At 38.2% G+C, this 13,451-nt stretch carries 14 protein-coding genes and 1 pseudogene; 10 read left to right on the forward strand and 5 right to left on the reverse strand.

The genetic code is table 11. The features are described 5' to 3' along the window. The first annotated feature begins 3 nt into the window (after positions 1-3). On the forward strand, positions 4-693 hold the full coding sequence (gene modB, locus CDG59_RS02685; protein ID WP_171294971.1) for a molybdate ABC transporter permease subunit: 690 nt from the start codon (positions 4-6) through the stop codon (positions 691-693). A 2-nt stretch (positions 694-695) separates the two neighbouring features. Next, a complete protein-coding gene (locus CDG59_RS02690; RefSeq protein WP_087543409.1) occupies positions 696-1,313 on the forward strand; it encodes an ATP-binding cassette domain-containing protein in 618 nt (205 codons plus the stop codon). A 139-nt stretch (positions 1,314-1,452) separates the two neighbouring features. Here the strand turns inward: CDG59_RS02690 and chrA are convergent, their stop codons facing one another. Then, positions 1,453-2,796, reverse strand: coding sequence for a chromate efflux transporter (chrA, locus tag CDG59_RS02695; protein WP_087543411.1), 1,344 nt, complete (start codon positions 2,794-2,796; stop codon positions 1,453-1,455). Positions 2,797-3,054: 258 nt separating this feature from the next. Between chrA and CDG59_RS02700 the strand changes: the two are divergent. Further along, positions 3,055-3,318: pseudogene (locus CDG59_RS02700) on the forward strand (IS701 family transposase); the annotation flags it as partial. 109 nt (positions 3,319-3,427) lie between these two features. Here CDG59_RS02700 and CDG59_RS02705 read toward each other — a convergent pair. After that, positions 3,428-4,528, reverse strand: a complete 1,101-nt coding sequence (locus tag CDG59_RS02705) for an AraC family transcriptional regulator (protein ID WP_087543413.1) — start codon at positions 4,526-4,528, stop codon at positions 3,428-3,430. Positions 4,529-4,590: 62 nt separating this feature from the next. On the opposite strand from CDG59_RS02705, the gene CDG59_RS02710 reads away from it, so the two are divergent. The 3 genes from CDG59_RS02710 (at position 4,591) to CDG59_RS02720 (ending at position 9,020) form a co-directional block, all read left to right on the forward strand. Beyond that, positions 4,591-6,339 (forward strand): neutral/alkaline non-lysosomal ceramidase N-terminal domain-containing protein, encoded by a 1,749-nt coding sequence (locus CDG59_RS02710; protein ID WP_087543415.1) that lies wholly within the window; start codon positions 4,591-4,593, stop codon positions 6,337-6,339. After that, complete coding sequence (locus CDG59_RS02715; protein WP_087543417.1) at positions 6,336-7,622, forward strand: D-arabinono-1,4-lactone oxidase; 1,287 nt, start codon at positions 6,336-6,338, stop codon at positions 7,620-7,622. The genes CDG59_RS02710 and CDG59_RS02715 overlap by 4 nt, the downstream gene beginning before the upstream one ends. 234 nt (positions 7,623-7,856) lie before the next feature. After that, positions 7,857-9,020 carry an alanine racemase gene (locus CDG59_RS02720; protein ID WP_087543418.1) on the forward strand — a complete coding sequence of 388 codons (1,164 nt, stop codon included), beginning with the start codon at positions 7,857-7,859 and terminating at the stop codon, positions 9,018-9,020. Positions 9,021-9,064: 44 nt separating this feature from the next. Here the strand turns inward: CDG59_RS02720 and CDG59_RS02725 are convergent, their stop codons facing one another. Next, complete coding sequence (locus tag CDG59_RS02725; protein WP_087543420.1) at positions 9,065-9,505, reverse strand: universal stress protein; 441 nt, start codon at positions 9,503-9,505, stop codon at positions 9,065-9,067. Positions 9,506-9,718: 213 nt separating this feature from the next. Here CDG59_RS02725 and CDG59_RS02730 point away from each other — a divergent pair, with 213 nt between their 5' ends. Together CDG59_RS02730 and CDG59_RS02735 are read left to right on the forward strand one after the other, a co-directional pair. After that, a complete protein-coding gene (locus CDG59_RS02730) occupies positions 9,719-10,009 on the forward strand; it encodes a hypothetical protein (RefSeq protein ID WP_087537195.1) in 291 nt (96 codons plus the stop codon). Positions 10,010-10,118: 109 nt separating this feature from the next. Next, positions 10,119-10,610, forward strand: a complete 492-nt coding sequence (locus tag CDG59_RS02735) for a DUF2505 family protein (RefSeq protein WP_087543422.1) — start codon at positions 10,119-10,121, stop codon at positions 10,608-10,610. Between the two features lie 44 nt (positions 10,611-10,654). On the opposite strand, the gene CDG59_RS02740 is transcribed toward CDG59_RS02735, so the two are convergent. Further along, complete coding sequence (locus CDG59_RS02740; protein WP_087543424.1) at positions 10,655-10,858, reverse strand: amino acid transport protein; 204 nt, start codon at positions 10,856-10,858, stop codon at positions 10,655-10,657. Positions 10,859-10,995: 137 nt separating this feature from the next. Here CDG59_RS02740 and def point away from each other — a divergent pair, with 137 nt between their 5' ends. Both def and CDG59_RS02750 read left to right on the forward strand, forming a co-directional pair. Continuing rightward, positions 10,996-11,481, forward strand: a complete 486-nt coding sequence (gene def / locus CDG59_RS02745) for a peptide deformylase (protein WP_087543426.1) — start codon at positions 10,996-10,998, stop codon at positions 11,479-11,481. Positions 11,482-11,625: 144 nt separating this feature from the next. Next, positions 11,626-11,994, forward strand: a complete 369-nt coding sequence (locus CDG59_RS02750) for a hypothetical protein (RefSeq protein ID WP_078425424.1) — start codon at positions 11,626-11,628, stop codon at positions 11,992-11,994. Between the two features lie 170 nt (positions 11,995-12,164). On the opposite strand, the gene CDG59_RS02755 is transcribed toward CDG59_RS02750, so the two are convergent. Then, complete coding sequence (locus CDG59_RS02755) at positions 12,165-13,106, reverse strand: retron St85 family RNA-directed DNA polymerase (protein WP_087543428.1); 942 nt, start codon at positions 13,104-13,106, stop codon at positions 12,165-12,167. Between the last annotated feature and the right edge of the window lie 345 nt (positions 13,107-13,451).

Raw genomic sequence — 13,451 nt, forward strand, 5'->3', positions numbered from 1 at the left:
TAAATGATGATTCTGACTCCTGAAGAACTTGAGGTGTTGCTACTGTCATCTAAAGTGGCAGCAACATGTCTGATTGTGAGTTTAATTCCTGCTATTTTGATTGCTTGGGTTTTGGCTCGAAAAGAGTTCTGGGGAAAATCACTATTTGAAACACTGGTTTTCTTACCTTTAGTGTTACCACCGGTTGTACCTGGTTATTTGTTACTTCAAATTTTTGGCAATCGAGGTATCTTAGGGCAATACCTAGCACCCTTGGGGTTAGAGTTTGCGTTTAATTGGAAAGGGGCTGTGTTGGCTTCTGCAGTGATGGGTTTTCCGTTATTGGTACAATCAATTCGACTCGCCATTGAACTGGTCGACCAGCGCTTAGAAATGGCTGCAAAATCCTTAGGTGCATCCTCTTTCGGGGCATTTATGCAGGTGACATTACCTCTTGCCAGTAGTGGTATTTTGGTGGGGAGCATTTTATGTTTTTGTCGAAGTTTGGGTGAGTTTGGTGCAACCATTACTTTTGTTGGCAATATTGCCAGTGAAACACGGACACTGCCTTTAGCGATGTATAGTCTGATGCAGCAGCCTGATACTGAAGCCGCAGTATGGCGATTGATTATTTTGTCTTTATCTGTGGCGTTTTTTGCGTTGTGGTTTGCGCAATGGTTCAATCGTTATCAAAAAAATAAGCGTGGGCATTAGCGATGATTGATTGTCATATCCAACTCAAACAAGGGCAATTTGATCTTGATCAACGCTTTCAGTCTGATCAGTCCGTGATTGGTTTATTTGGGGCTTCTGGTTCAGGCAAAACTACGATCTTACATAGCATTGCAGGCTTAGTTACGCCGCAAGCAGGTTGGATCAAAATCAAAAATCAAACATGGTTTGATCAGGCACAGAAAATTAATCTGACTACACAACAACGTCGTATTGGTCTTGTATTTCAGGACGCACAGTTATTTCCGCATAAAAACGTCAAGCAGAATCTATTGTTTGGATTTAGGCATATTCAACCGCAGCAACGTCAGTTTGAACTGGACTATATTATTGAGTTACTCAAGTTAGAACATCTGATTGAGCGAATGCCCATCAAACTATCTGGCGGGGAAAAACAGCGTGTCGCATTGGGACGAGCATTGCTGTATTCACCACAATTGTTGTTATTAGATGAGCCACTTTCTGCATTGGATGCAGCACATAAAGCAGAGATCATTCCTTTTTTTCAAAGCGTCAAACAGGAATTAGGCATTCCAATGTTATATGTCAGCCATGATAAATCTGAGATTGAGCAGCTCACCCATGAAATCTGGTATTTATAAATAGCGCTGTAATAAAGCCAGAAATTTCTGTACTTCCTCATCATTGACATGATCAACATCTTTTAATAGTGGAAATTTATCATATTCAATAGATTGGGCTGACTAGAGTTGATTTGTGCATCAACGCTAGTGCAAATTTTTATACAAATAGGTATAGAACTAAACCAAAAAGTGCAGAAGCGAAAATCACATAAAGCACATTGATTTGGAATTTAAACAGCGCAATCATCGCAGCGATTGTGACGATTGCCGCTTCATAATTAAAAGCGTAATCGAAACCCTGTGGCCACAGCACATGATAACTAAAGAAAAGTGCAAGATTGAGAATAACCCCCACGACAGCAGCGGTAATTGCCGTAAGTGGTGCAGTAAATTTAAGTTCATTATGAGTGGATTCAATAATCGGAGCACCTGCGAGAATGAACACAAAGGAAAATAAAAAAGTAAACCATGTGACAATGACAGCGCCGAGTGTACCTGCCAAGAACAAATGATCTGCACCTAACAAGGCATGATTAAAGCCCCCTACAAATCCAACGAATGCAACCACCATAATCAGTGGGCCTGGAGTACTTTCACCCAATGCCAGTCCATCAATCATTTGGGTTGGACTGAGCCATGAATAATGATTCACCGCACCTTGATACACATAAGGTAATACGGCATAAGCTCCACCAAATGTCAGTAATGCAGCCTTGGTAAAGAACCATGCCATTTGGGTATAAGCATGTTGCCATCCTAAGCTCAGGGTTAAACTGATCATTGGGATACACCATAACAATGCTGCGATAACGAGGATTTTAGTCAGTTGAGTCCAACGGAAAATAGCATGTGCAGGAGGAGGCGTATCATCGTCAATGAGGGCAGCACCATAATGTTTTTGCTTGCCTTGATGGGTGCTTTGAGTTGCAAATAAGTGTGGTTGCTTTTTACTCAGTAAATAGCCCAGTATCGCAGCACTCAATATAATCAATGGAAAGGGAATATTGAAGAAAAAGATCGCGATAAAAGCAGCAGCGGCAATCAAATATAAGAAATTGTTTTTGAGTGAGCGACTGCCAATTCGATAGGTTGCATGAAACACAATCGCCGTGACTGCAGGTTTGATGCCATAAAATAATCCAGCAATAATTGGCATATCACCAAACTGTACATAAATCCATGACAAGGCAATTAGAATAAATAAAGAAGGCAGCACAAATAGAATGCCTGCAACTAAGCCACCTGCGGTTCGATGCATCAACCAACCAATATAAATGGCGAGTTGTTGTGCTTCAGGGCCAGGTAAAAGCATGCAATAGTTAAGTGCATGTAGGAATCTTTTTTCAGAAATCCAACGTTTCTGTTCGACCAGTTCTTGGTGCATCACTGCAATTTGACCTGCTGGTCCCCCAAAACTAATGAAGCCTAATTTCAACCAAAATAAAAAGGCTTGCCAAAAAGGAATAGAGTCCAGAGCTTTTATTGGATCAGATTGCTGCATAATTATTCTCAGATAGAGCGTCTATTTTCTGAATATCGCGAGTTGTATTGCACACCATAAGAAGTTGTCGATTCTAAATGAATCCAATTCATTTCTTTATATATTTAATTGCTTTAATAATTCAAATTAATGACTTTTAATAAATTTTTCTGATTGCAGAATAATAAAAACAAAGTGTTTATATCGATAAAAAATATAAATATAGGACTTACGCATTGACGGATTCAAAAAAGTATTAAAATGCTTTATAAAGTATCTGTGATCAGACGAATTAAAAATGCTTCTACAGCAACTTGTACTCTACCCATTTATATGGGCTTTCTCATGACAGAACCGAACTCTATTAGCTGCACACAACTTGCCGAGACTTATAACATCTCGCATGATAGTGTAAATCGCTTTCTAGAGCGTGAAGACTACACACCTCACGACCTATATCAAGAAGCAATTCAACATATTGATAATAATAAACTTATTGTTAGTATTGATGATACTGTTTTAGATAAACCGTATAGTCAGCATACATGCCGCCGAGCGCGGTAGTGAATATTTGCGAGAATTTAAAATTACAAGAAAAGGCATTTCCGGTTCTCTTTTATCTGCGCTTGGAAATTTCTAGACCGTTTGATTCTTAGGCATTAAGTAAAATGATCTCTTGTTTATAAACCGAAGGCGCTTGCCCTGTCCAGCGTTTAAAGGCACGTCGGAATTCACGTAATTCGCTAAAACCCAGTTGCAGGCTAATCTCACTCATGGATAGGTTCTTTTTCAGTAATTGTTTGGCTTTACGCTCCAAGACATTTTGTCGGATTTGTTGAAAACTCAAGCCTTCTAATAATAATTGCCGTCTTAAATGGCGTTCGCTGATGCGTAAATGTTCCGCAGCTTGCTGCATTTCAAAACGTTCAGGTAAATGCTGTTCAATCAAGTGGTCAAGTAAATGTACATAGCCGACCTGATTGAGCTGATCAATTTCTTTTAGTGCCTGTTCACAGATTTGTATTGCAGTTGCGTAATTGGCAGGGCTGTAATTTTTTAAGCTGCGCTGCAACATGCTGCTGCTAAAGCGCATGATATTTTTATCACTGTTAAATTGAATTGGGCAGCCAAAGATATCATTATATTGCTGTTGATATTCGCTTGCTAAATAGCTGAGCTCAAGACTGATCACATCATTATGGTCGCCCAGCATTGAATTTAAACAGGTGATGATGCTGCTGAATAATTCATCATAGAAAAAGGCTTTGAGGTCTAAACATGGATGAGATTCAGTCACTTCCAATTCACAAACATCACCCTGAATTTTAAAGTCGATATTGAGTACACTGCCCGAAATACGATGGTAACGAAGCGCGATTTCTAGAGCATCTGCAACGGTTTTACAGGATTGCATGGCAAAGCCCAAAATCCCCATCGAAATCAGACCTTCGCTACTGCCAAGCTTTAAACCAAGGTCGGGCAGCTGATAGGTGGTCATGGCTTGACCAACCACATCACAGAGTTGGCTAAAACTGACCACAGCTTGGGTTTGCTGTATTTGTGCAATGTCTAAACCTGAATTCTGAAACCATGCAGCATAATCCCACTGTTGCTGCTCTGCATAATGGATCAGGCTCGCCAGAATGGTGGGTGGAATAAATTGCTGTTGATCATTTTTATCGCTGCTACGTATAGGCATAAGTCCGTTTTGCCCCCCAAAGAAAAGTCTCTTTAACCCTGTTGCGTATCGCATAATTTTGATTAACTTTCAACATGCTTTAACACAGTTAGAAAAAAAATCGAAAGGAAATCGTGATGTATCAAGTGGGTTGGGATAAACAGGAAATTCAAATTACCCCAAAAGGCTATGCCATGTTTGGCTATGGGCAATGGTCACATCGTGCCTATGAAAAACGTACGGCGTTATATGCACGTAGCTTTAGTATTGTTGATCAGCAGCAGCATCGGCTCATCATTTGCTGTCTGGATTTAGGCTGTATTACCCATGCGATGCGTAGCCAAATCGTAGAGAGACTCATCGAAACTCTAGGTTTAGCATTTGATGAAAATCAATTGGTGTTAATGGCTACTCATACTCATTCTGGACCTGGCGGTTGTGGCTATGAAGCTTTATATAATATGCCAACCCCTGGTTTTGTGCCTGAACATTTAACTGCCATTGTTGAGGCGATTGTATTGAGTATTCAAAATGCGATTGCATCTGAACAAGACACCGAGATTTTTTTAGGGACGCAGCATTTTCCAGAACAGACACCTGTCGCATGGAATCGTTCAATCAAAGCATATAATCGGAATCCAGAAGTTCAGCCACGTACCGAAGCTGCAACGCATTTAGCCTTGAACAGAGAAATGCAGTTGATCGGTTTCTATCGTGAGCAACAACTACAGTCGTTTATTTCATTATTTGGTGTCCATGCAACCTGTTTGGGAAATTCTTTAAACGCCTATGATGGCGATAATAAAGGCTATGCAGCCGTATTCTCTGAGCAGGCTTTAATTGAGCAAGGGATTCAAAATCCAGTCACGATTTTTGCTCAAGCAACTGCAGGGGACGTATCACCGCATTTTCATGGCAAAGATCAGCTGAAGATTCGCAATAAGATTAAAGGCGAGCAGGAATATCAATACGCACAACAAAATGGTCGTTATCAAAGTGAGCTGGCTTTGACGGCTTTACAGTCCAATATTCCTAAAAAATTACATAAAGTTGAAGGCAAGATCGATGCTGTTTTATCCTATGTTGATTTGAGTAATATTGAGATTCCAGATGAGTTTGCAGCTGGGCAAAAGCATGCAAAAACCAGTCAGCCTTGTCATGGCACCGCATTTTTTGCAGGCACGCCTGTCGATGGTTTAGGTGCGCCAAAAGTTTTAATTAAAGGGATGCAGTTTTTAGCCGATCAATTTCGCAGACAGAAAACCAAGCATTCAAAAGCAGCTGATTTTGCAGACTATCAGCAATTGTATGCCTCTCAAGGACCAAAACAGATCTTACTGGAAGCAGGTGCTAAAAAGATTTTAGGTCAGCCGATTGGTTTTCCACCGAGTATGCTTGATCCGTTGATTGCAGAAATGAACCGACAAGTGAAAGCGGGGGCGATTCAGCACAGTCCTTTAGTCCCGAGCGTTGTTCCATTACAGATTATACGATTAGGTCAATTGGCTTTAATTTGCTGTCCAGGCGAATTTACCACCATCGCAGGGCAGCGTGTGGTTGACACCGTCAAGCAGACGCTTGCTACACAGGCTTCGATTGAAAGCGTTTGGTTGGCATCGTATTGCAATGATTATATGGGTTATGTCACGACCTATGAAGAATACCAACAACAAGCTTATGAGGGTGGGCATACCTTATTTGGTCAATGGACATTGGCAGCTTGTCAGAGCAAATTCAAAGATTTGGCAAAACAATTGTTGTTAGAAAAAAATAAACGTCATTACGATGAAATGACACGACCACAGCCGATTCCAGAAAACGAACTCGCAAAACGCAGCAATCATGGCAATTTAAAAACTGCCGTTAGCCAAGGAGAGGCAGTATGAGTGATTTAACACAAGGCATTTGGACAAACTGGTCAGGCTTTCAAAAAGCCAAGCCACAACAGATTTTACAACCAGTCAATATTCAAGAATTACAGTCGATTGTTTATGAACAGCAAAAAATAAGAGTCGTGGGTGCAGGGCATTCCTTTACGCCGTTGGTGTGTACCGATGCGACCTTAGTATCTTTAGATCGAATCTCAGGTGTTGCATCTTTCGATGTAGAACACTGTCAGAGCAATATTTATGCGGGTACATGTTTATACGATTTAGATCAGCATTTACAGCAGCAATCCATCAATCAGGCTTTGATGAATCAAGGAGATATTGATCAGCAAAGTCTGGCGGGTGCAGTTTCTACAGGCACACATGGCACAGGTGCAGATTTACATTGTATTTCAGCCTATGTTGAAGCTTTTGAGTTATTGACGGCATCTGGTGAAATCCTAAAATGCAGTCGCAGAGAGAACTCTGAAATCTTTGCCGCAGGGCGGGTTTCTTTGGGTAGCTTGGGAATCTTAACCAAGATCACTATGCAGAATCGTCCTCGCTATAAGCTCAAAGAGCATATTCAACTTTGTCTAGTCGAGGACATGATGCAAAACATTCAGCAATGGAAGCATCAGCATCGACATATCGAGTGTTTTGTATTTCCCCATGAAAAGCAGTTGATGTTGAAAACTTTGGATGAAACCGATGAAGCAATTTTACCGCGGAAAGAGAATTTCCCATCTGATGATACCTTACTGACCTTATGCTCTGAGTTGACCAAAAACTTTCCGTCACTAAATCCTTATTTACAGAAACTATTAGGCATCTTTGTCAAACCAACCACCTATGTCGATTGGTCGAGCAAGATATTTCCAACACCGCGTAATACCAAGTTCAATGAAATGGAGTATCAGATTCCCGTGGATCGTGGCATTGAGTGTTTGGATGAAGTATTACATGCTTTAAGAACGTATAAAGTCGCCACCTTTTTTCCGCTCGAATTTCGCTTTGTGAAATGTGATGATATTTGGCTCAGTCCTTTTTATCAGCAGGACTCGATTTCGATTTCAGTACATCAATATCATAAGCAAGATCCGAAGTTGATTTTTGATGTGGTTGAGCCGATTTTGCAGAAATATCAAGGGCGTCCGCATTGGGGTAAAATGCATCAAATGAACAAGACACAGCTTCGGGCTTTATATCCAAAGTGGGATGATTTTATAGCTTTGCTTCAGCAGCTTGATCCAGAAGCTAAGTTTTTAAATCCCTATCTGGAAAAGCTGTTTTTAGGTTAAATAGAGTTTTTTATGAGTTGAAAGTATTTAACTGAATCATATCGAGTTCTCATCCAATTAAGGGTGAAGCTTTCAGCTAGATTTACTTTGGTTTCATCCTAAGAAGTATAAGATGCATTTAAACTCTTGCGTTTTGCCAAAGCTTTGGTCGCTTTGGCTTACTCAGGTTGTAGATGACATTCCCTTGTATAAGATGGTTTTTTAGGATCAGGATTAAATAAAAAAGGTATAGCCATGTTGGATCATTATTTTAAACAACTCAATCTTGACCTAAAAAAACAGGGGATTGCGACCCCGCAACTTATTGTAGATGCGGCTGCGTTAAAACAAAATATCCAACATGTACAACTGCGTTTGTCACATGCACCACATTTAAAAGCACGCTTGGTAGTGAAATCATTAGCAAGCCTAGAATTACTTAAGTTGCTATCTGAACAACTGAATACGCAACGCTTTATGGTATTTCATCAACCGCATATTGTTTCGATCTTAGAAAATTTTGCCGAAGCCAATATTTTGTTGGGTAAACCAATGCCCGCTCAAGCAGTCCATCAATTTTTTGATCAGCATGCGGAGTGGTCAAATGCCAACATTCAGTGGCTGATTGATACCAAGCAACGATTACAACAGTATCTTGAGATTGCTCAGCTCTATGCTCTATCTTTGCATGTGAATATTGAGATTGATGTTGGTTTGCATCGTGGTGGCGTGCAATCGGCAGCACAGATGGTCGAAATATTAAAGTTGATTCAACAGTATCCGCAGTATTTAAAGCTTTCTGGTTTAATGGGCTATGATGCACATGTCACTAAAATTCCAGCCATCATTAAAAAACCTGAATTGGCTTATCAAAGCTCACAGCAGACCTATGCCGATTACCAAAAGCTAATTAAACAGCAGTTTCCATCGCTGTGGAGTGATGCGCTGTGTTTTAATGGCGGTGGTAGTCCAACCTTTAGCTTTCATACCACTGAAAGTGTCTGCAATGATTTGTCTTTTGGTTCAATGCTCTTAAAACCAAGTGATTTTGACAGTGATTTTTTAAAGGCTTTACAGCCTGCTTTATGGATTGCATCGCCAGTCTTAAAAGTTTTACCTTTTACCCAGCTGCCATCAATGTCTTTACTCGATAAATTGCCACATAAGTATAAGGCACTGTTTATTTATGGCGGCTATTGGCTGGCGAATTATGTCTATCCAAAACAAGCGCATCCACATGCATTGTATGGGCGAAGTAGTAATCAGGAGTTGGTCAATGTACCCAATGATTGTGATATTCAGGTCGATGATTTTGTGTTTTTAAGACCGACACAGAGTGAAGCGATTATTCCTCAGTTTTCTAAGTTGAAGCTTTATTGCGCACATGCTTTTGAGACATGGCAAAGCTTTCGGGAATAAAAAAGCCTTGTGCGATCACACAAGGCTTTGCATTTTGTCTCAGTTTATTGTTTGACAATCAGCACAGGAATATGTGATTCCGTTAAAACAGCACGCGCTACACTACCCAGTAATAAGCGTTTTACGCCTGTACGACCATGTGAACCCATAATAATAAGGTCTGCGCCAATTTCATCAGCTATAAAAATAATGCCTTCACTCGCTGCACCATGCTGAATTTTGGTTTGAACCTCAATTCCATCGCGAATGAAAGATTGAGCAATATCTTGTAGTTGGGTTTTGGCATGCGCTTCAGCCTGCATAAAATGATCGGTAATGGCTGGTGCAACTTGATAAAAATCAACACCGACATATGGATCAACAGCCACCACGCTGAGTACAGTCACTTTTGCCCCTGATAATTTTGCTAAAGACAGTGTATGTTCAACTGCTGCATAAGAAATTGGAGAATCATCAACAGCGACTAAAATATTTTGATAAGACATATTTACTCCTTATAGTTTATCGTTGTAAAAGATAAAAGTATAAGCAGTTGATAACACATTGAACCTATTCTAGCAAATGGGACGATCATCTAAAACCTATGATAACGCTGAATATAATCTAGAAATATAGGAAATCCCTCAGCAAACTATGGGTCTAAGAGAATCTCTGTATTTTTGTAATTTTTCTTCATATTTATCGGCATAGGAACATCCGTGTTACTCAGTTTAGAAGCATTCAAACAACAAAAATTTGATCAAGTCGCAGCAAAAATTATGGCTGATCCAGAGAGTTATCTCGCATTTGACTCAGTTTCAGATTTTTATAAAGCTGAATGGCTAGATGAGTTTCCACAAGGGGCGACATGGTCTGCTACAGGATTAGATGATGGCGCTGAGCAGTTTTATGCAGTCATCGAATATGGCAATCACTATCTCTATATCAGCCGAACGGAGCGAGTAACGGTAAAATTAGGTATAAGACATCATTACAATAAAAATTATTAATCCGGGCAGTCATTAATTTTTACATGTTCAGATTTTGTGATTGAAATGAGAATGATATAATTTGCTGCGATGATGAAACCTTAATTAAAACTAAACGGAAATTTAAAAAATGGCACATCAATTTACGGTAAATGAAACAATTCATGGCGTTTCAATTGAAGATTTTTCAAGATTAGTTGCTATGACTTCATTGCATGAAGCAGTATGTAAGCGTATTCCAGGTGAGAACTTAGAAATTATTGAATCGGCTGTAAAAGGTGATATTTATACCTTACGTCGTGAATATAATCTTGATGTGAATATCCCAGATGTGGCTAAAAAATTATTAAAAAATGCATTCCGTTTAAAACGTTCTGATATTACTGATTTAAAAAATCTAACCTCAACTGTAGAGCTAGGCGCAAACTTACCTTTAGAAGCAAAAGCTGAACGTAAGGTAACAGGTAACGGTAACCAAGTAGACATTACTCTGAACTGGACGGTAAAGGTGAAAGTGCCTTTGATCGGTGGAATGCTTGAAAAGCATGCAGAGGGCGAAATTCGCAAGTTTAGCCAGCTTGAGATTGAAATTGTTGAGGATGAATTAAAGAAAAACCTTTAATTTAGATGCGATAAAAGAACTCTCCGTGAGGGGAGTTTTTTATTTTAGAAGCGTAGAAAATAGGGCAGAAGCGCAAGAATGACACCAACCGCACTGAGTAAAGCGGTACTTTCTATAAAGTAAGGATAAATCATTAGAATCAGGCCACAGGCAAGGGGCACGGTCATTTTCTGCTTTTTGCCATACATAAAATAGCCTAGGCCAATCGAGCTAAAGATCACACCAAGAAAAAGCTGGGTCGCGTTCATTGTGATTTGCCATACGTTATTTTTATCGTGCATATACTATGACAAGATTCTTAAATGAAAATTATGGCAACCCGATTCAATATCCCATACGATGTTATTCATGATTTGGTCAAAACAATTAATTATAAGGTTATGCGATGAGTGTGATTTTACCTGTGGCACAGCGTGGTGAAGACATTTTAAAGCTGAAAGCGGCATTGGTGGCCGATGCGGAATTTAATAGTGGATGGTTGATGGCACTAGCATCTGCCATGCATGCCACCATGCTTGAACGTAATGGTGTTGGCATTGCAGCACCGCAGGTTTATATTTCCAAGCGTGTGATTATTGTGGCGTCCCGACCAAACCCACGTTATCCAGAGGCACCTGAGATGGATGCAGTGGTGATGGTGAATCCTGAGATTTTGGAGTTTTCCCAAGCAACTTGTTTGGGAGAAGAGGGTTGTTTGAGTGTTCCTGATCAACGTGGAGTGGTTGAACGTGCACAAGTAGTAAAAGTACGTTATTACACTTTACAAGGTGAAATTGTCGAAAAAACTTTTGAAGGTTTTCCTGCCCGTATCGTTCAGCATGAAGTCGATCATTTGGATGGTGTGTTGTTTGTAGAGCGAATGTCTACTTAAAAGTGGAAATTAATGAAGCCTTATAATAAAAATATAAAACAGCTATCTGCTGATAAATATACTAAACTCAACCAATAGAATTGATTAAACCGGATGTCGAATATTTCTTCGTATTTTATCACATCACACGTTAGGAGCGTTTCAATGAAAAAAATTTACCTCATATTAGCTTTAATTGTGTATATGTTGTTGAATCCTTTGACTGCTTTTGCTGAGTCTATTGAATCAAATGAGGTGATGGATATTTTTATTGGGACGTTGGAAGTTAAAAACAAGAAAGTGATTTTGACTCGTTGCGATATTAGTAGAAATATATATGAACTAAAAGATGCTGAATGGAGTGATGAAAAAGCAGTATCAGACTTTTTATCTAAGGAAAAGGATATGGTAAAACCTGTATATGCTGAAGTTATTGGTGCTTATAGAGGTGATGGAAATAAGAATATGCTTTTAGTTGATTCGATTAGTGATATTACAGAAAGAAAAAGTTGTCATTTAAAAGATTTATTCTAAATTTTAATCTGTATCAAGTGGTTTTTGTTTGGAAACAGGAATTGGAGTCTCTTCTTGCAAAACGTAGCTTCTCACCTTTAGGAAAGAGGGATTTAATGATGGTATTGGATTCTCGTTACTCTTTACTTTTTAACGGAGAGTGTATTAAGAGAGTTGATTGAAAATCTCTCTTATTTATATTTAAGTATTTTATAGATGGTGTCTTTACCATATTTTTTTTCAAATTGTTCCTTTAATTTAGGTCTAATATGAAAAGCAAATGATAATTGACCTTTTAGCTTGAAAATTTCATTAGTATCTTTTATTTTGTTGTTTTTAAAATGGTGTATTTTTGAAGATAATAAACGTTTATTGTTGCTACCAATTGATATACTACCATCATTTGTAATAGTAATACCTGTTACATTACGGTGATATGCCTTGCTAATATATTTAGTTTTATTTGAGTTTAATTTTATACTTTCTCCAAACTCTTCTAATAGTATTTTTTTAATTATTAAAGGAAAATTTAGTTCATAGAAGTTCTTAGAGGAAGATATTGTAATATCATCTGCATATCTTGAATATGCACAGTCATATTGCTTGCACACTTCAACAATCTTATTGTCAAAATTGTACATGATAAAGTTTGACAATAAGGGAGAAGATGGAGCACCAATACTTAACTTGAGACCATCTTTTCTTGTTTCTTTCCAAAAAAATAGATTGCTAACCAACTCTTCATTTTTACTTGAAACAGAAATATTTGTTTTTCGAATTTGCTCTAACAATATTTTAGGTGTTATAGAGTTGAAAAAATTTGATAAATCCGTTTTGAGAATAAATTTAGAATTTTGATGAATCATAGCATTATTCTTGATGCTACGGTTTTTAGTATATGCAAAAGCTAAATCATGGATTGGTAAAATTGGTTCAAGCAATTTTAAAGCTGAACGTTGTAATAGTTTGACTTCCTTAGATGGCTGAGCAATTTTACGTTTGTTTTTACCATCTTTTTTTAAAATTTCGTAAGTTTTATATCTATGAGGTGCTGTATTTACGAACGATATAATATTTTCCTCACCAAGAGGGAATTCAATATTTAAAAATTTAAGTAGGTTTAACTCAATCATTGATTGTCACCCCCAATAATTTGTTTGATTTTCTCAAAAACTTGTTTACGTTTTCTGTCGGATTCAAAATGAGAAATTTTACTTAAACTTAACTTCATAAAATCAAAAGGTTGAGATTCAGTATTTTTACGTTTCAAATAGACTTTAATTAAATTTGGATTTTTAGGATAGAAATATGTTTTGGAAGAATAATCATAGCAATCTATATAATCTAAACTTCTAAGTAAATAAGTGTAGTTTTCACATATACTCTTTGAGAAATCATCAATAGACTTCCGTCATAAATCAAAAAACGTACAATTTATTTGATCTTAAATTAATCAGCAAAATTATTTAATTCAAGAG

This window comes from Acinetobacter sp. WCHA29 (genome assembly GCF_002165335.1).
In the GTDB taxonomy this organism is placed as follows: Bacteria; Pseudomonadota; Gammaproteobacteria; order Pseudomonadales; family Moraxellaceae; genus Acinetobacter.